The sequence below is a fragment of the Anabaenopsis arnoldii genome, from assembly GCF_028331025.1.
In the GTDB taxonomy this organism is placed as follows: Bacteria; Cyanobacteriota; Cyanobacteriia; order Cyanobacteriales; family Nostocaceae; genus Anabaenopsis; species Anabaenopsis arnoldii.
Map to the genome: position 1 here is coordinate 1 of NZ_JAQMUH010000099.1, position 16,522 is coordinate 16,522.

Here is a 16,522-nt window from a genome sequence, read left to right on the forward strand (position 1 = left end):
GATAGCGGTAGTCTTTCTTGTAAATCTTAAGAGAAATATCGCGTCTGGCTAAGGCGTGCAAGTCTACTAAGGGATAACCGCTCCCATGCTCCCGTTGAAGTAGAAAGTAAACTCTAGCTTTGTCTAGGTTTTATATAGCAGCTAGCCTTGGGTAAAATCTTTCTAAGACCACACCTGAAGAGTAGTTGCAACTGATGGTTGTTATAAGGAGCCGAACTCTGGAAATACCCAATCCTTCCATTCTAGGATAAAAAGTTTTGGCTACTTTTGACCAATTGTTTACAATTTGGCAAATAATCATCTCAGTCTCGCTACAATAAGAGCAAAAACTCAATGGTGATCCGAGAATTATCAAACACCTAAATAGGTTAAGTATTATACCATTAAAGGAGTTGAAACGGCAACATGACACAAGCAACTCAGTCTCAACAACGTGGAATTCAACTAAGTGAAGCAGCCTTGCGCCAGGTTAAATCCCTCCAACAAAAGCAAGGAGAAGAACTTTGCTTACGAGTGGGAGTTCGTCAAGGTGGTTGCTCTGGGATGTCTTACATGATGGACTTTGAGGACACCAGCAAGATCACTCCTCATGATGAAGTGTTTGATTACGATGGCTTCAAAATTGTTTGCGATCGCAAAAGTCTATTATATCTCTATGGTTTAATGCTCGATTATAGCGATGCCATGATTGGTGGTGGTTTCCAATTTACTAACCCCAATGCAGCCCAAACCTGTGGTTGCGGTAAGTCGTTTGGAGTGTAATATTGTCAGTGGTTGGTTGTCAGTTGTTCATGACTATTGACGGCTGACTACTGACTATTGATTATATAACTATTAACTGATTTGCTATGGCTCAAACAGTTGAATTCCTGTTTGATACAGGATTGGAACGCTATAAAGCTGGTGAACCAGCAGAATCTTTAATCCCAGTATTTCAAGAAGTGTGCGATCGCGCCCCGAAAACAAGTTCTGCTTGGATTTGTTTAGCTTGGTTGTACTTGCTAGAAAATCAACCCAACTTGGCTTACAAAGCAGCATACAAGGCGGTGAAGTTAAATCCACAAGACCCACAAGCCAGAATTAATTTGGCGGTTTCAATGCTGGAAACAGGTCAAAAAGGATTACGAGAACATATTGATTTTGCCAAACAGTTAATTTTTGTTAACCCAGAATGGGAAAGCGATATTAAAGATAGTATTGCCGATGGTTTAAGCCGGAAACCAGATTGGCAAAGTTTGGCAAAAGTTAAAACCTGGCTATTTGAGTCCTAAAATTTAGGATCAGATCCCCCGGGTTTTTCTCCCCAGAGGAAAACTTCTAGGGGGATACAGGGGAAACCAAAAAATTTCCCAAGCCCTTTATATCTATACCGGTTTTTCAACTCCAATTCTCAGTATGAAAGAAAAATTATTAAACTGGCTAAACTTGATTTTAGTTGCTGATGTATTCTTAGTTTTATTTGGCTTTGGCTGGTTAGCGATCGCCGCCTTTGGCGATGCTGCGGGAATCAACCTCGGTTTAGATTTATGGCATCAACTTTGGCAACCTCTGTTTAACCCAGCAATTGGTATCCTGATGGGGGGCGCTATCCTTAGCGGTTTAATTAGTTGGATTTCCCGCAAATTTCAGGCTAATTAACAGTTTTTTAGTGAGGACATTAGTCCTCTTTCCTCCGGTGTGAAAACCTACCCAATAATTTCTTGCAATGCTGGTAATAATTGAGGATATTGATACTTAAAGCCAGCCTCTAAAGTACCTTGAGGCATAACTTTTTGACCTTCCAAAACTACCATAGCTCCATCCCCTAACAGCAGCTCCAGAGCAAAGCCAGGAACGGGTAACCAGGAAGGACGTTGCATAACCTCCCCCAAAGTTTGGCTTAACTCTGCCATCCGCACAGGATGAGGAGCAGTGGCATTATACACACCTTTCATCCCCGGGTTAGTTAAAGCTTGCAAAATTAGATTTACTAAATCATCTAAGTGAATCCACGATAACCACTGGCGACCACTACCAAGGGGTCCACCTGTAAACAGCTTGAAAGGTGTAATCATTTTCGCCAAAGCGCCACCATTGCCTAAAACGATGCCAAAACGCAGAATAACCAAGCGGACACCAGCATCTTCAACTTTTTGGGCTTCTGCTTCCCAGGCTTCACAGACTTGAGCTAGAAAATCCTCACCAGGTGAACTGGTTTCATCAAAGGTAGCAGTTTCACTCGTGCCATAATAACCAATAGCAGAAGCATTAACTAACACAGAGGGACGAGGATTAGCCAGAGCTATAGCTTCGACAATTTTCTGCGTACCTAGCTGGCGACTATTGAGGATTTTCTGCTTTTGTTCTGGTGTCCAGCGTTCCTCAGCAATGGGTTCTCCCGCTAAATTAACTATACCATCACAACGGTTGATAGCTTCTTGCCAAGAACCAGACACAGTGGGGGTATAGGCTACAATTTCTACTTGAGGAAAAGCCCCTGGGGGAAAAACCTTCACCGCTGTAGCAGGGTTGCGGGTGAACACCAGTATTTGATGACCCTCCTTGTGCAGTTTTTCCACCAAACGACTACCGACAAATCCTGTTGCTCCTGTAATTGCTACTTTCATAATCTTAATGCACTTCCACCAAACCCTTATTTTAACCGAGCGGTGATGAGTCTTTGATTTTTGACGACCAATTGCGCAATAAGATTGAGTTGGTAACAACACTCACAGAGCTAAAAGCCATTAATGCTGCCGCCCCAGATGGACTAAGAATAAACCCAAAACTGGGTAATAATACACCCGCAGCTAAGGGAATACCGATAGTATTGTATGCAAATGCCCAAAATAGATTTTGGCGGATTTTGTTGAAAGTAGAGCGACTCAGTTGAATTGAAGCGACAACATCATTTAAGCGATCGCGCATCAAGACAATTTCCGCCGTCTCCATGGCTACATCTGTTCCCGAATATAAAGCAATGCCGACATCTGCTTGTGATAAAGCCGGCGCATCATTAATACCATCGCCAACCATAGCGACTTTAGAGGCTGATTGTGTTTGTAATTCCTGGATCAGAACCGCTTTTTGACTGGGGAGAACCCCAGCCATCACATCAGCGCCATCTAGTCCTAGTTGTTCAGCTACGGACTTAGCTGCTTCATAGCGATCGCCACTGAGCAAAATAACCCGTAAACCCATATGACGCAACTGGTTGACTGTAGCTTGAGCATCCGCTCTCAGGGGGTCTTGCACAGCAATCAGTCCGGCTAAATTTCCCCCAACTGCTACCCCCACAACTGTTTTACCATCTTCTGCTAGCTGTAGGATCATCTGTTCTGCAGCGTCACTCCAAGTCACGCCATGCTGACTCAAGAAAGCGCAGTTACCCAAAATTACAGACAGACCCTCCACAACACCAGATACACCCAATCCCGGTTCCGTATGAAAATCCACAGCGTCAGGAATACATAGATTTTGCTCCCGTGCTGCTTGTTGAATGGCTTTAGCTAAGGGGTGGTAAGTGCCATTTTCCACTGCTGCTGCTAGTTGTAGGAGAGAGTAGGGTTTGTCATCCTTCCATTCTCCCATAGGTAGACAATCTGTTACAGTAGGATTACCAGTTGTAAGAGTACCTGTTTTATCAAATACCACAGTATCTAACTGGTGTACTGTTTCCAAGACATCACCACCTTTGATTAACAGACCCCGTTCAGCACCCATGGCGGTTCCTACAAGAATTGCTGTCGGGGTCGCCAGTCCCAAAGCACAAGGACAAGCCACAACCATAACCGCGATCGCTAGTTTCAAGCTGGTTAGCAGAGGAGAGTGGGTAAGAACCCCATCCATGACCTCTGTATGAGACATTGGGGAATGGTTCATCATTTCCATACCCCCAGAAACCGTCACATCACTCCAAATGTGAGTACCCCAAAAAAACCAAAAAACAAATGTCAATACAGAGGCCGTCAACACACCATAAGTAAAGTAACCCGCCACCGTATCGGCTAACTTTTGCACTGGCGCTTTACGCGTTTGTGCTGTTTCTACTAGGGTAACTATTTGCGCCAAAGTAGTATCCCTACCAGTTCGAGTGGCGACTATAGCCAATGCTCCTGACTGATTAATAGTTCCAGCAGCTACCATATCTCCGGGCTGCTTCATCACTGGTACAGATTCCCCGGTGAGCATGGACTCATTCACCGTTGTTTGCCCAAAGCGCACCTCACCATCCACAGGAATTTTATCTCCTGGTAGTACTTGCAACCATTCACCAACACGCACCCTTTCTGCGGGAATCTCCATAATATTGGTTCCCAAACCTATTTTTTCCGGGTCTGGGTTGAGAATCAACCGTCCTACTTGTGGTTGGAGTGTGAGCAATTCTCTAAAGGCCGCCGACGCTCTTCCTCTGGCTTGTTGTTCTAAAGTCCTACCCAGGAGGATAAAACCCAGCATCATTACTGGTTCGTCAAAGAAGCATTCCCAGCCCATTTTGGGGAATAGCAGCGCTACTAAACTAGCAGTGTAGGCTGTCAGCGTTCCCAATCCCACCAGAGTATTCATATTAGGCGAATTGCGCCGCCATCCCCGCCAACCCTCTACTATAATGGGGCGGCCGGGAATGATTATGGCCAATGTTGCCAATCCACAGTGAAACCAGATATTGTTTAATTCTGAGAAGATCGACAAGCCTATATTCTCAAAATGTCCGATTCCTGACAACACCAGCAGCACCCCAGCAATGATTAACTGCTGCAATGAAGAACGCATTTCTTGGCGCTTTTGTGCTTCTTTTTCTTCAAGCGTAGTTTCTCCAGCTACTTTTCCCCTAGTCTGACGCGGTTGACAGGGAAATCCAGCTGATGTTAATCGCTGTGCTAGTGTGTCCGGGTCCACTGCACCAGGTTCTGACTCTACCACAGCTACCTCTGTAGCCAAGTTCACACAGGCGCTTTTCACTCCTGGATATTGGGTTAGCTGTCGCTCTACAGCGCTTACACATCCAGCACATTTCATCCCCCCCACATCGAGGATAATTTTCTCTAAGGTCGGGCTTCGTTCTGGAGTAAACTGAGTTTTCGGGGTCAGTTGCATGACAAGTGTTGAGTTGGCTACGAAAATTCAACGCCTTAATAAAAGCGTACCTCTTTTGAGCGTAGGCGAAATTTGGAGATTTGACAGAACTTCAATCATCATAAACTTATGCGCTAATGTTGAATTTTTGTAGCCATCTTTCTGATATAAGTTACATATATCACAGCTACCACTTGTATAGGCATCATAGCAATCAGACTCTTACCAAAATAGTTAATGTCCAAAATAGACACGGCGCTGAAGTAGCCCATACCCAGCAGCAGCAACATCGCCCATGTGAGAGATTTAGGTTTAATTGTTAGCATATCTCTAAAAATAACTTCCTCTGGCTAATAGCAACTTCTAGAACCACCCCTGCTTATTCACAAAATAGGTATTAACAAAATCTTCCGAGGTTTTGTTTAAATAGATCATGCCCTCAATTAAACCCACAAGCTGCATAATTAATAAACTAATGCCGTAGGTAAAATAACCTCCAACTAAAGCTATAATCAACATGATGCAGCCTTCTGGAGTATATCCCAGAACGAATTTATGAACTCCAAATCCTCCGCAAATAATGCCGCAGTAACCAGCAATCAGTTGTTTAGTTGGTTGAGTGGTGTTGAAATTTGCCATATTAGTTCTATTCGGCTCGGAAGTGAATATAAAATTAGAATTTTAATCGATACTTAAATGACCCAACATATTTTTTCAGTAAATATTGACTAAATAGATTTTGAAGTTTTTGCAAGCTACATTTTCCACATTCATCATTAAAGCTAACTGGTCTAGTTTAAATACCCAGTTGACAATATGATCCAGAGGAATAATTCCTCTGAGTATATTTGGAAAGTATAGCAATCCTAAATGATTCATGAACAATTTCTGTTCCCTGTTCCCTTTCCTCACTGATAATTTCTCAACTCAAATAGGATGACTATATTCTAATTAATATTAACAATTCGTTAATATTACAAGACCACAGCCGCTGTGTTAACCTGCGCCCCATTCCCTACAAGGATATAGGGTTCAAGTGCAGTTAGCTGTGTTTTGTGGGATTAATTAAATACTAATGCATAGTACTTGTATTATTTGTAGATGCTATTTCCCGATGATTCAGGAAACTTTGCTACAAGTACAACATTAGCTGATCAGCCTAGTAACTGAGTGGGGAATTTTGGTGTGCAATAGTTATTATATGCAAATAAAAACAAATCGTTGACAAATTATCAACCGTGTAGCAATGTTATATTAATTACTACTACCTAAGATAAAGAGACTCAGTAGAGTGCCACTATTCCACAGACTATGGACAAGCATAGGTGCCAAGAGATTACGCGATCGCGTGTACACTATCCCTAAAACCACACCCAAAGCTGTTAAAGGCAGGATTTCTGATAAACTCAAATGGGCGATCGCAAACAACAAACTACTGAAAATAACTGCTCCCCACACAGGTACATAACGAGTCAAAGAAGGCAATAAAAAGCCGCGAAACAGCAGTTCTTCAAAAATGGGGGCCGCGATCGCAGCCGTCAAAAAAAACAGCCCCAGAGCCATACTATCTTGACTTTCCAAAGCTAGTTGTAACAGAGGATTACTACCCCCCTGACCCCGCCATAATTGTTGATTAATCAACGACACCAGTACCACTATCGGCAAAGCCGCGCAATAACCCCCAAATCCCCATAAAAACCATCCATCCTGCAACCGGAAGCGAAACCATTGGTCTGGGAGCGGCAAAAAACGCTTAATCGATAAATACAGCACCAGCAGTGCACCCGATGCCACCATCATATAGCTAACTAACACCGACCAAGCCTGAAAGCGCACATTGACAATAGGGCGCTCTATGGGTAATAGGGATAGCAACAGAGGCACAAAGATTTGCCCCATAAAGAAAAAGCCCACCACAAAAACTTGTAAAATGGTTTCTCCACCCCAAGGCGTTGACCAAGATAAATCAGCATTGCGAGCCAATAAAGCAGCTTTCCCCTTGAGCAAACGCTGACCAATCAAGAAAACCAGTAATATTAGACCTATTAATGCTGTCACCGTGGGAATTGTGGCAATTAGGGCTAGTTTTGTCACAGACTGGCTAGCAGCTTCTTGTTGTTCCGCTCTAATTTCCGATAAAGCTGCCTGTCGTTGTTGCAGTTGATACAGTTCAATTAAAGCAGTAGAGCGAAACCAACCATCTAAATTTTGATTAATCAGCTGTTGAGCATTGGGTAAGACACGGGGGGGAGTACTCCATAACCCAGTCAACACAGCAGCAGTTTCCCGCACTGGATTTACTCCCCCGGTTTGCTGCAATTCTTCCCAAGTCTGGATGGCCGTATCTGTCTGTCCTTGCTTTGCTTGTAAAATTCCCAGACTTAAGTCTAAGTCAGCCCGTAATTTTTGCAGTTGTTGGAGTGATCGCCGTAACTTTTCTTGCTTGTCTTCAGGCGAAGCCTGACTTTGGGGGGGTTCCCCTCCTAAAGGTTTAGGAGGTAGGGGAATAGTCTGAGGTTGAGCAAGTTGGTTTTGAACCTTATCCCAATTTGTTTGAACCGACTCACGTACCTGCTGATATTGCTTGGTAGCACTTTCTAGAGGTTGATCTCCCACAATGGCGGATTTAATTGCTGACAAATTATCGTCATTAATATCTTCTGGCTGCCAAGTTTGGGCTTGGAGTGCAATATTAGTTTGGTACAGTTCCAAAGTTGTCTGAAACTGGGGTTCTTGTAAACTACCGAATAAAGACGAGACTGACAACAGGACTGCTATCGGTGTGAGGACAAAAAATAAAATTAACCGCTTAATCGTCATCTATTCCCCTTGAACAATTCACCAGGGCAAGGCTTACCCTTTGCTTCATAATCTTTGCAAGAAACAGCCGCAGGTTGATCAATATATTAATATTTTTAATATATAGGACTTCTATTTGATTTTTGAACAAGACTCAGTACAAACGGCAATTCTTCTTACCTGTTCGGTGTTCCCTACCTAGACAAATCAAATCAGAAACCAAACCGGATTTCTATATTGATGTCAGTACTTGATGCTGGGGTTGGGTTTTATGAACGCTACTGCAAAATGGTAATATCATGACTCAGCCAGCAATAGAGTCATCTGTTGCTAACCTAAAATTTTGGTTTTCATGAGCAGCGACATCCAACTCAACCTTTTTGACCACCCCAACTCAAATCCGCGAGATTTAATTCCTACAGACGCAAAAATACCCATCATACCGGGAACATACAAGAATATTAGCGAGTTGGCACAGGATTGTCATCACTGTCACCGTTGTACCTTGGGAGACAGTCGGACTCATGCTGTTGTCGGGCGTGGTCATCTCCAAGCACCAATTATGGTCATAGGTGAAGCCCCTGGTCAAAGTGAAGATGAGACTGGTTTACCATTTGTCGGCAGATCAGGACAGTTACTAGAGAAAATATTAGCATCTGTGAATCTGAGTACTGAACGTGATGTATATATTGCCAATATTAATAAGTGTCGTCCACCACAAAACCGAGTCCCTACCCCTGATGAAATTGCCGCTTGCAAACCCTACTTGTTAGAACAAATTCGCCTTGTTGACCCGAAAATAATTTTACTCACTGGTGCAACAGCGGTAAAAGGTATCACCGGCGATAAACAAGCAATGACCAAAATTCGCGGTCAGTGGATGGAGTGGGAGGGGCGTTTGTGTATGCCGATTTTTCACCCTTCTTATTTGCTGCGTAACCCTTCTAAGGAAGTAGGTAAGCCTAAATGGTTAATGTGGCAAGATATGCAAGCAGTCCGCGCTAAGTTAGATGAAATTACTGAAAAATAGCAGAATTTAAGGATTCTGACTGATCACCGTTTTCAGGCAAAGCTATTTGAACAAAGAAGATCAGTTCCACCAAATAAGTGTTACTGGTTCAATGATAAATTATATAGTAGCTCTGATATCTGGAGAATCCAGCCATAAAGATTATGGAAAACAAGGAAGACTACTATAAAATCCTGGAAATTACACCGAAGGCTACTTTTCAGGAAATTAAAGCTGCTTATCGACTTCTTTGTCAGGAATATCACCCTGATAAAATGCCTCCCGGTACTCCTGCAAAGGCTCGCAAATATGTAGAAGAACGATTTAAGCAACTTAACGAAGCTTATTCTACACTTAGTGATCCAGAAAAAAGAAGACAATATGATTTAAGTTATTATACTGATGTAGATTCATCTCAAAACAATACATCCAAGGTTTCTACAGTTAATAATGTTTTTAATCCTGAAAAAATGCAACAAGTAGCTGAAAGACTGGAAGGATTAAAAGGAAAAATTGAAGCAGAATATCAGCAGCGCCAGAAACAAATTGACCTATCTGTTAAAAATCAATTAGATGCACTGAGATACAATCAAGAAGATTGGGCGAAATACACAAAAGAAAATTTGGAAGGATTCACAGTTGGACAGAAGATAACAAATTGTCTTTTATTTATATTCGTTGCTTTTTTCGGACTACCATTTGGTTTAATAGGTTTACTTTGGACTGGGTTCTGGCTCTTAGTTTGCTTGGTAGGAGTCTTATCACCAACTATCAATACAAGAGCAGCAGAGCAAATTAAAACAATCAAAAATCAGGCAGATGCAGATAAATTTGATGCTAAAAATAAACGAGAAAATCAACTAAATAATTTAAATACATACCAAAGAAAACGTATTAAATTCTTCAAATCAATTGCCATTGAAATTCTTTCAGAAGATTACATTGCCAGTCTGAGTGATGAAGACCAATTTTACCTGCTGAAGGCTATTCAAGAGAGAAAAGATGCTGAAAATCTTAGTGAAACTCTCAAGACTGCTACAAAAGTTGTAGTTGGGATTGGTATTGTAGCTGCCATGTTTGGTTTAGGCATAGGGATTGGTCGATCATAAATTCCCTCATAAAATCAAAGTAATGGTGTGGTTTAAATTTAGATACTTAAGAAATATTTATCTTGATTTCATAGGTGAATATTAATCTGGTATTTTTTTGAGATTACCAGTGTAGTTATTATTTTATTCCTGACTCCCAAATACTAGATTTTCATAGAGGAGTTCAATAGGAAACTCAAAATCAATACTTGCTAGAGTAATCATGTCTCCTGGGATATAGGGATAATAAAGCCACATTCTACCTTCCCCCCTTGAGTAACGCTCAACGGCAATTTTTTCTGAGTCAATTAAAAGATACTCTTGTAAACTCGGCATTTGCAGATAATTTGATAATTTTTCACCTCTATCTCTGGCGCTAGTTCCTGGGGAAAGAACTTCCACAATTATCCTAGGATGTTGAATAAATTTCTGGGCTTTAATGTCTTGAGGATGACAGCTGACAATCAGATCGGGATAATAATAAGGACTTTCTGGAGAAACTTGGACTTTGACATCTGAGACATTGATTCGACAACCTTTAGCACCCAGATGAGGACGTAAGGCACTATAAAGGTTGAGGGTAATATCATTGTGGGGAATTGTTCCCCCCGTCATGGCGAAAATTTCGCCTTTGACATATTCATAACGAATATCTTGCTGGGGTTCCCATTCCAGATATTCTTGAACTGACATTTTTCCGCTGGGTTGAGGAATAGCTATCATGACTGTTTACCTGAAAAATTTTGACTACTGGGCCCGACAGTCTCGCAACCAAGTTTTTACAGCTTGTGCAACCACACCATTACTACTATCCCTGGGGGGAGATACTACCTGCTGTTGGGGATAATTACCTTCTTGGGTAAACATCATTACCAAACGCCAACCAGTGAGAGATTTTGTCAATAACAGCCGGTGAAATTGCTGCGATTCTACAGCCTTGCCGCTGATATACTGCCTTTCTAAAGTAGTAAAAAAAACCTGTTCAACCACCGTTGTATTTTGCCGCTCATCTATGTTGAGGGGTAGAGGTGCAAATTCAGGTTTTCCCGCCACCAGCATATAGCTATAAATGTCACTGCTTCTACTACGACGACGGGCGCGCTGAGATGCACGGTTAGCATAGCCAGGTAAATCACGCAATAGCTGAGTAGTTAATTTTTCTAAACTTGTCTGAGAACAAAGAGTTTCTTTCTGGTTTAGTGACATAGGTATATGGGCAAATACGGGATTATTCATAGTATTTGCTGTCAAGACTCCCCAGACAACTATAAACCACCAGCGATAATTGCTTCTCCTGACTTTTGCCTTCATGCCAACGTGGTTAATTCCTCAACGATCTGATTCCAGGCTAACTGAGGATCATCAGACCCAGTAATAGGACGGCCAATTACTAGGTAGTCTGCGCCAGCGAGTATAGCTTCGGCGGGGGTCAGCGATCGCTTTTGATCTGCCTTTCGTGCCCAACTGGGGCGGATACCTGGACAAACCAGCAAAAAGTCATCGCCACAAATTTGCCTTAACTGTGCTACCTCTTGGGGTGAACAAACAGCACCACTTAACCCACACTCCTGAGCCATGAGTGCCATTGCTAAAGCATACTCTGGTAATTCTAGGGGAACCTTCAAATCAATTGCCAGCTGCCGAGAAGAAATACTTGTAAGTAGGGTGATAGCAATTAACTGAGGTGGTTTCACACCCGCCTGTAACGCCCCCTCCTGTACAGCTGACCAAGCAGCTTTTAAAGCATCTTGACCAGCAGTAGCGTGAATTGTGAGTAAATCAACCCCATAACCAGCAGCAGCACAACAAGCCCCCGCCACAGTATTGGGGATGTCGTGAAACTTCAAATCTAAAAAAATCCGCTTTTGGCGAGACTTCAAAACTTCCAGAATTGCTGGCCCAGAACTAGTAAATAATTCTAAACCCACCTTCCAGAAATCTACCAGGGGTAACCGGTCTACAAGAGCGATCGCACTTTGTAAATCCGGCACATCCAAAGGCACAATAATCTTTTTATGTGTGTTCATCTGTGTACCCTAGGGGAAGCCGCTCAGGCCTCTACATCTGTTCCCAACTGCCATTAAAGCACTAAACGGACAAACTTATTTTTGCCAACTTGTAGAACCCGCCCCTCTAATTCACTCTCCCCCTGAAAAATGGTATCAACATCAGTAATGCGATCGCCATCTAGACGTACACCACCCTCCTGAATTTTGCGTTTACCTTCCCCAGTACTTTTACATAAACCCGTCACATTCAAAAGGTAAGCCAACTTCACAGGAAACTCCGAGACTCCCGCCAGGGAGAACTCTGGAACTGCACCTTCCTTACCACCGCTTTTGGCCGCATCCTTAGCCTGAATAGCAGCAGCTTCACCGTTGTATTGTCGCACAACTTCCCATGCTAAAAGCATTTGGCGATCGCGGGGATTTTCTGGCAGTTGATCCAAAGGTAAATCAGTCAACAGTTCAAAATACTGAGATAGTAAATTATCAGGAACACCTTGTAACTTCTGATATTTTTGGGCTGGGTGTTCTGATAACCCGACATAATTACCGAGAGACTTAGACATTTTTTGCACCCCATCCGTACCGATTAAAATCGGCAGCAGTAACCCAAACTGTGGCTTTTGTCCAAAATGCCGTTGCAAGTCTCGCCCCACAGCGATATTAAACTTTTGGTCAGTTCCCCCTAACTCTACATCTGCTTCCACAGCCACTGAATCATAGCCTTGCATCAATGGATAGAGGAACTCATGAAGGAAAATTGGATTCTCTTTTTTATAGCGTTCCGCGAATCCCTCTTTGGCTAACATCTGTCCCACAGTCATAGTAGAGAGTAACTCGAGAATCTCCCCTAAATTAAGCCGGGATAGCCATTCCGAGTTATAACGCACCTCCAATCTACCAGGGGTGTCAAAATCTAAGATAGGACGCACCTGGTCAAGATAAGTTTGAGCATTGCGTGCCACATCTGCTTCTGTAAGCTGACGGCGCACCTCAGACTTACCTGTAGGATCGCCAATACGAGCGGTAAAATCACCAATAATCAAAACAGCAGTATGACCAGCATCTTGAAACGATCGCAGTTTCCGTACTGGTATGCTATGACCAAGATGAATATCAGATCCTGTGGGGTCAATTCCCAGTTTGATCCTTAAAGGTCGGTTCGTAGTTAACAGGCGTTTCTCTAAACTTTCAGTTTCACTATCAGCATCAGTTGGTTGGGGGAAAACTTCCACCACGCCACGATGCAGCCAAAAAAAATTTTCTTTCATACTCACAGATTCACCATTAACTATGTTTTGTACTCTATAGGAAGGCTGGTTGGTGATACTCATAGGCAATATGTCCGCAGTTTAATCTACCGAATTAATATAATGGCAAAAAATTAACCGCCTAGCTTCATTGAATAAATTACAGTTATATTTACAAGTGAGGAAGTAAGAAAGCCGTGTCGTCTTCTAGGACTTTGACAAATAAGCAACCGCAAGGTCACGCTTCATCAGGTTTTGAGTTTTTCAAAGGAGTAGGCCAAATAACTGGCGGTACTCTACTGTCAATCACCATGCTCGCCAGCTCCATTGTAGCCGGGGGGCTAGTTGGTCTGGCTGTTAGTTTCCGTAACTTACCAGATGTCAGACAGATGCGTAACTTTTTTCCCTCGGAAACAAGTTATATCTATGACATTAATGGTAAACTACTAGCTAGTCTTCACGGAGAAGCTAACCGGGAGGTGATTCCCCTAAATAGAATTTCCCCGCACCTTAAACGGGCAGTGCTAGCCAGTGAAGATAGTCATTTTTACGATCACCACGGTATCAATCCCAGTGGTGTGGGACGTGCTTTGGTAACGAACTTGCTAGCAGGTGGTGTGCGCGAAGGAGGCTCTACTATCACCATGCAGCTGGTAAAAAATTTGTTTTTATCTCACAGGCGTGCTTTTACCCGGAAGTTAGCTGAAGCAGTACTAGCAATTAGGTTAGAGCAAATCCTCAAGAAAGAAGAAATTCTAGAAATGTACCTCAATCAGGTTTATTGGGGTCATAATAACTATGGTGTACAAACAGCAGCACGCAGTTACTTTAACAAGTCAGCAGAAATTTTAAACTTGGCTGAGTCAGCCATGATGGCGGGATTAATTCAAGCACCAGAAGAATTTAGCCCCTTTGCGAATATGGAACTGGCAAAACGCAAACAAAGAGAAGTTTTGGGGCGGATGCTCGATTTGAACTGGATTAGCCAGGATGAATATGATCAGGCTCTCAACCAAGAACTTAAGTTTGGCAAAATTCGCTCTTTCCAAGGTAGCGCTTTACCTTATATTACTAATACTGTGTCTCGGGAGTTAGTTCAAAAATTTGGGCGTGACGCACTGATAAAAGGTGGAATGCGTGTGCAAACCACTGTTGATGCTGATTTCCAAATTATGGCAGAACAAACTGTCAGCAACTGGCATCAAAAATTGAACAGTCAGGGGTTAAGGGGTAATCAAATTGCTCTGGTAGCTATTGACCCCCGGACGCAGTTTGTTAAGGCTCTAGTAGGGGGTGTAAATTCCCGAACTAGTGAATTTAACCGTGCAACCCAAGCCCAGCGTCAACCAGGTTCTGCTTTTAAACCACTAGTATTCTATGCCGCTTTTGCCACTGGTAAGTATACACCAGATACCATAGTGCAAGATACACCAGTTAGTTATCGAGATGGTAGCGGTTGGTACAGTCCCAGAAACTATGATGGTGGCTTTCAAGGTGGAATGACAATACGTTCCGCCCTAGCCCAGTCTCGTAATATTCCCGTGATCAGGGTGGGTATGTCTATAGGCATGAATAAAGTTGTAGAAGTCTCCCGTACCTTGGGCATCAATAGTCCCATGAAACCTGTGACTTCTTTACCCCTAGGAGCTATAGGCATAACACCTCTGGAACTAGCGAGTGCTTACGCTACCTTTGCCAATTATGGCTGGAAGTCGCCACCGACGATTATGGCCCGTGTCACCGATAGTAGTGGCAATATCTTGTTAGATAATACACCCAAACCACGGTTAGTTCTCGACCCATGGGCATCAGCAGCCACCATTGATGTTATGCGTTCAGTAGTAACTAACGGCACTGGTAGAGCTGCGGATATAGGTCGTCCTAGTGCTGGTAAGACAGGAACAACTTCATCTGAAAGGGATATTTGGTATGTCGGGACTGTACCACAGTTAACAACTGCTGTCTGGGTGGGTAGAGACGATAACAGACCATTATCTAGAGGTGCAACCGGTGGCGGTATGGTGGCTCCTATCTGGAAAGATTTTATGGAACAAGCCCTCAAAGGTGTACCTTCACAGAACTTTAAGCCACCTTCCCAGTTTGAGCAACCTAAACCATAAATAATTAGTGCAATTTTAGTTTTTTGAAAAAAACTAAAATTGCACCAAGAAATTTAAATTCACTACTGCTGTTTTTCTAGTTCGGTTTTCATACGCTCTAGGGTCAGATGCATTTGCTCAAACATCTGCTGGGGAGTTACGCCAAATTGACCTAGCTGAGTTTTGAGTTGCTGCACAGTCATCTGCGCCATAAAATCCTCTGACAGCTCGAATCGCTTCATAAAGACGCGATAGCGATCCATCATAGCTTCCATTTGCTCGATGAATAGCTTTTTGCCCTCACGATCAAACTTGCCGTAGTTGCTGCCAAGTTTGATTAGTGCTTGATAATCCTCAAACAGCTGTTTTGCTTCCTGCTGAACTATATCAGAGTCAAAGAATCCCATTTTGCTTGTATTAAACTGAGTGTTGAGACTCAGTAGCTTATATTTTTGCCTCTATCATTATCTTAGTCTAGGGAATTCAGATAGAAAAGTAGTTTCGGCTTAAGTACGGTTTTTTACCGGAATTTCAACACTTGACTATGTGGTACCAGGGGACTGGGACTTATGGGGCAAGATGGGCATTTCTTAATCACCGATAAAATCTAACATGATGCGCTGATGTATACCCCCTAAAACTCTTACTTCATCGGCTATTGGCGAATAACACTGACCTTGGCGAATATCTTCAGGTGTTAATAATCTCATGTCCCAGCCTTCGTTTAAAACTAGTTGATTCAATTCGACTAAGAGTGGTGCATGAAACACATGACGAACCACAGTATCATCTACATAACAGCGGAATGCAAAAAATTTTGGCAGACTGTAGCCGATTTCTTCCATTACTTCTCGCTGGAGTGCTGCATCTGGCGTTTCGCCATCTTCCAGATGACCACCGAATAGCCCCCAGTAACCAGGGTAGAGAATACCAGGGATATTATCTCGCAGTTGCATGAGGAATTTATCTTGTTGATAAAGAATTGCGATCGCTACATGAACTGGTTGCTTAATCATGGATTTTTCTGGGTAATTCCTCGGAATTATCTTAACTTTCCGATACTTTTTTGCTACATTTCACTAACAAATACACTCTTTAAGAGAGGGCGTATCAACCAATGCACGTAGGAAAATCCCCCGCGCACCATTTATGTCCCGGCTCATTACCCGCCCGTCAGATGGAGACTTAACGAATTTAGCACCACCAAGGTTGGGGA

At 42.8% G+C, this 16,522-nt stretch carries 17 protein-coding genes; 6 read left to right on the forward strand and 11 right to left on the reverse strand.

Annotated elements, in window-relative coordinates; genetic code table 11:
• Positions 1 to 405 precede the first annotated feature (405 nt).
• From PN457_RS09210 to PN457_RS09220, 3 genes are all read left to right on the forward strand, one after another.
• The gene (locus tag PN457_RS09210) at positions 406 to 762 is read left to right on the forward strand and encodes an iron-sulfur cluster assembly accessory protein (RefSeq protein WP_271732826.1); all 357 of its coding nucleotides are present in this window, start codon (positions 406 to 408) and stop codon (positions 760 to 762) included.
• A gap of 86 nt (positions 763 to 848) precedes the next feature.
• A complete protein-coding gene (locus PN457_RS09215) occupies positions 849 to 1,271 on the forward strand; it encodes a hypothetical protein (RefSeq protein WP_271732828.1) in 423 nt (140 codons plus the stop codon).
• 124 nt (positions 1,272 to 1,395) lie between these two features.
• Positions 1,396 to 1,638, forward strand: a complete 243-nt coding sequence (locus PN457_RS09220) for a hypothetical protein (protein WP_271732829.1) — start codon at positions 1,396 to 1,398, stop codon at positions 1,636 to 1,638.
• A gap of 47 nt (positions 1,639 to 1,685) precedes the next feature.
• Here PN457_RS09220 and thyD read toward each other — a convergent pair whose 3' ends face one another.
• From thyD to PN457_RS09245, 5 genes are all read right to left on the reverse strand, one after another.
• Complete coding sequence (gene thyD / locus PN457_RS09225; RefSeq protein ID WP_271732830.1) at positions 1,686 to 2,606, reverse strand: thylakoid membrane protein ThyD; 921 nt, start codon at positions 2,604 to 2,606, stop codon at positions 1,686 to 1,688.
• Positions 2,607 to 2,637: 31 nt separating this feature from the next.
• Positions 2,638 to 5,076 (reverse strand): heavy metal translocating P-type ATPase, encoded by a 2,439-nt coding sequence (locus PN457_RS09230; protein WP_271732833.1) that lies wholly within the window; start codon positions 5,074 to 5,076, stop codon positions 2,638 to 2,640.
• Positions 5,077 to 5,189: 113 nt separating this feature from the next.
• The gene (locus PN457_RS09235) at positions 5,190 to 5,381 is read right to left on the reverse strand and encodes a hypothetical protein (RefSeq protein WP_271732835.1); all 192 of its coding nucleotides are present in this window, start codon (positions 5,379 to 5,381) and stop codon (positions 5,190 to 5,192) included.
• A gap of 37 nt (positions 5,382 to 5,418) precedes the next feature.
• Positions 5,419 to 5,694, reverse strand: coding sequence for a TM2 domain-containing protein (locus PN457_RS09240; protein WP_271732836.1), 276 nt, complete (start codon positions 5,692 to 5,694; stop codon positions 5,419 to 5,421).
• Between the two features lie 615 nt (positions 5,695 to 6,309).
• Positions 6,310 to 7,875, reverse strand: coding sequence for a CPBP family intramembrane glutamic endopeptidase (locus PN457_RS09245; protein ID WP_271732838.1), 1,566 nt, complete (start codon positions 7,873 to 7,875; stop codon positions 6,310 to 6,312).
• Between the two features lie 331 nt (positions 7,876 to 8,206).
• On the opposite strand from PN457_RS09245, the gene PN457_RS09250 reads away from it, so the two are divergent.
• The gene (locus PN457_RS09250; protein WP_271732839.1) at positions 8,207 to 8,884 is read left to right on the forward strand and encodes a uracil-DNA glycosylase; all 678 of its coding nucleotides are present in this window, start codon (positions 8,207 to 8,209) and stop codon (positions 8,882 to 8,884) included.
• A gap of 143 nt (positions 8,885 to 9,027) precedes the next feature.
• Positions 9,028 to 9,972 (forward strand): J domain-containing protein, encoded by a 945-nt coding sequence (locus tag PN457_RS09255; RefSeq protein ID WP_271732841.1) that lies wholly within the window; start codon positions 9,028 to 9,030, stop codon positions 9,970 to 9,972.
• A 123-nt stretch (positions 9,973 to 10,095) separates the two neighbouring features.
• Here the strand turns inward: PN457_RS09255 and PN457_RS09260 are convergent, their stop codons facing one another.
• From PN457_RS09260 to tyrS, 4 genes are read right to left on the reverse strand one after another with little or no spacing between them, the layout of a single operon-like run.
• Positions 10,096 to 10,674 carry a Uma2 family endonuclease gene (locus tag PN457_RS09260; protein WP_271732843.1) on the reverse strand — a complete coding sequence of 193 codons (579 nt, stop codon included), beginning with the start codon at positions 10,672 to 10,674 and terminating at the stop codon, positions 10,096 to 10,098.
• A gap of 24 nt (positions 10,675 to 10,698) precedes the next feature.
• Positions 10,699 to 11,262 carry a hypothetical protein gene (locus tag PN457_RS09265; protein WP_271732844.1) on the reverse strand — a complete coding sequence of 188 codons (564 nt, stop codon included), beginning with the start codon at positions 11,260 to 11,262 and terminating at the stop codon, positions 10,699 to 10,701.
• A complete protein-coding gene (gene pyrF, locus PN457_RS09270) occupies positions 11,259 to 11,978 on the reverse strand; it encodes an orotidine-5'-phosphate decarboxylase (protein ID WP_271732845.1) in 720 nt (239 codons plus the stop codon). The genes PN457_RS09265 and pyrF overlap by 4 nt, the downstream gene beginning before the upstream one ends.
• Before the next feature lie 53 nt (positions 11,979 to 12,031).
• Positions 12,032 to 13,228 (reverse strand): tyrosine--tRNA ligase, encoded by a 1,197-nt coding sequence (gene tyrS / locus PN457_RS09275; protein WP_271732849.1) that lies wholly within the window; start codon positions 13,226 to 13,228, stop codon positions 12,032 to 12,034.
• Between the two features lie 176 nt (positions 13,229 to 13,404).
• Here tyrS and PN457_RS09280 point away from each other — a divergent pair, with 176 nt between their 5' ends.
• Positions 13,405 to 15,327 carry a transglycosylase domain-containing protein gene (locus PN457_RS09280; protein ID WP_465248707.1) on the forward strand — a complete coding sequence of 641 codons (1,923 nt, stop codon included), beginning with the start codon at positions 13,405 to 13,407 and terminating at the stop codon, positions 15,325 to 15,327.
• A 62-nt stretch (positions 15,328 to 15,389) separates the two neighbouring features.
• Here the strand turns inward: PN457_RS09280 and PN457_RS09285 are convergent, their stop codons facing one another.
• Together PN457_RS09285 and PN457_RS09290 are read right to left on the reverse strand one after the other, a co-directional pair.
• Positions 15,390 to 15,713 (reverse strand): DUF1825 family protein, encoded by a 324-nt coding sequence (locus PN457_RS09285; protein ID WP_271732847.1) that lies wholly within the window; start codon positions 15,711 to 15,713, stop codon positions 15,390 to 15,392.
• A 183-nt stretch (positions 15,714 to 15,896) separates the two neighbouring features.
• Entirely contained in the window at positions 15,897 to 16,322 is a 426-nt protein-coding gene (locus tag PN457_RS09290) for an NUDIX hydrolase (protein WP_271732848.1), read from the reverse strand.
• Between the last annotated feature and the right edge of the window lie 200 nt (positions 16,323 to 16,522).

Bases quoted from the DNA above. Each gene is read 5' to 3' on its own strand.
- PN457_RS09210 (WP_271732826.1), top strand. From the start codon at position 406: ATGACACAAGCAACTCAGTCTCAACAACGTGGAATTCAACTAAGTGAA.
- PN457_RS09215 (WP_271732828.1), top strand. From the start codon at position 849: ATGGCTCAAACAGTTGAATTCCTGTTTGATACAGGATTGGAACGCTAT.
- PN457_RS09220 (WP_271732829.1), top strand. From the start codon at position 1,396: ATGAAAGAAAAATTATTAAACTGGCTAAACTTGATTTTAGTTGCTGAT.
- thyD (WP_271732830.1), bottom strand. From the start codon at position 2,606: ATGAAAGTAGCAATTACAGGAGCAACAGGATTTGTCGGTAGTCGTTTG.
- PN457_RS09230 (WP_271732833.1), bottom strand. From the start codon at position 5,076: ATGCAACTGACCCCGAAAACTCAGTTTACTCCAGAACGAAGCCCGACC.
- PN457_RS09235 (WP_271732835.1), bottom strand. From the start codon at position 5,381: ATGCTAACAATTAAACCTAAATCTCTCACATGGGCGATGTTGCTGCTG.
- PN457_RS09240 (WP_271732836.1), bottom strand. From the start codon at position 5,694: ATGGCAAATTTCAACACCACTCAACCAACTAAACAACTGATTGCTGGT.
- PN457_RS09245 (WP_271732838.1), bottom strand. From the start codon at position 7,875: ATGACGATTAAGCGGTTAATTTTATTTTTTGTCCTCACACCGATAGCA.
- PN457_RS09250 (WP_271732839.1), top strand. From the start codon at position 8,207: ATGAGCAGCGACATCCAACTCAACCTTTTTGACCACCCCAACTCAAAT.
- PN457_RS09255 (WP_271732841.1), top strand. From the start codon at position 9,028: ATGGAAAACAAGGAAGACTACTATAAAATCCTGGAAATTACACCGAAG.
- PN457_RS09260 (WP_271732843.1), bottom strand. From the start codon at position 10,674: ATGATAGCTATTCCTCAACCCAGCGGAAAAATGTCAGTTCAAGAATAT.
- PN457_RS09265 (WP_271732844.1), bottom strand. From the start codon at position 11,262: ATGAAGGCAAAAGTCAGGAGAAGCAATTATCGCTGGTGGTTTATAGTT.
- pyrF (WP_271732845.1), bottom strand. From the start codon at position 11,978: ATGAACACACATAAAAAGATTATTGTGCCTTTGGATGTGCCGGATTTA.
- tyrS (WP_271732849.1), bottom strand. From the start codon at position 13,228: ATGAAAGAAAATTTTTTTTGGCTGCATCGTGGCGTGGTGGAAGTTTTC.
- PN457_RS09285 (WP_271732847.1), bottom strand. From the start codon at position 15,713: ATGGGATTCTTTGACTCTGATATAGTTCAGCAGGAAGCAAAACAGCTG.
- PN457_RS09290 (WP_271732848.1), bottom strand. From the start codon at position 16,322: ATGATTAAGCAACCAGTTCATGTAGCGATCGCAATTCTTTATCAACAA.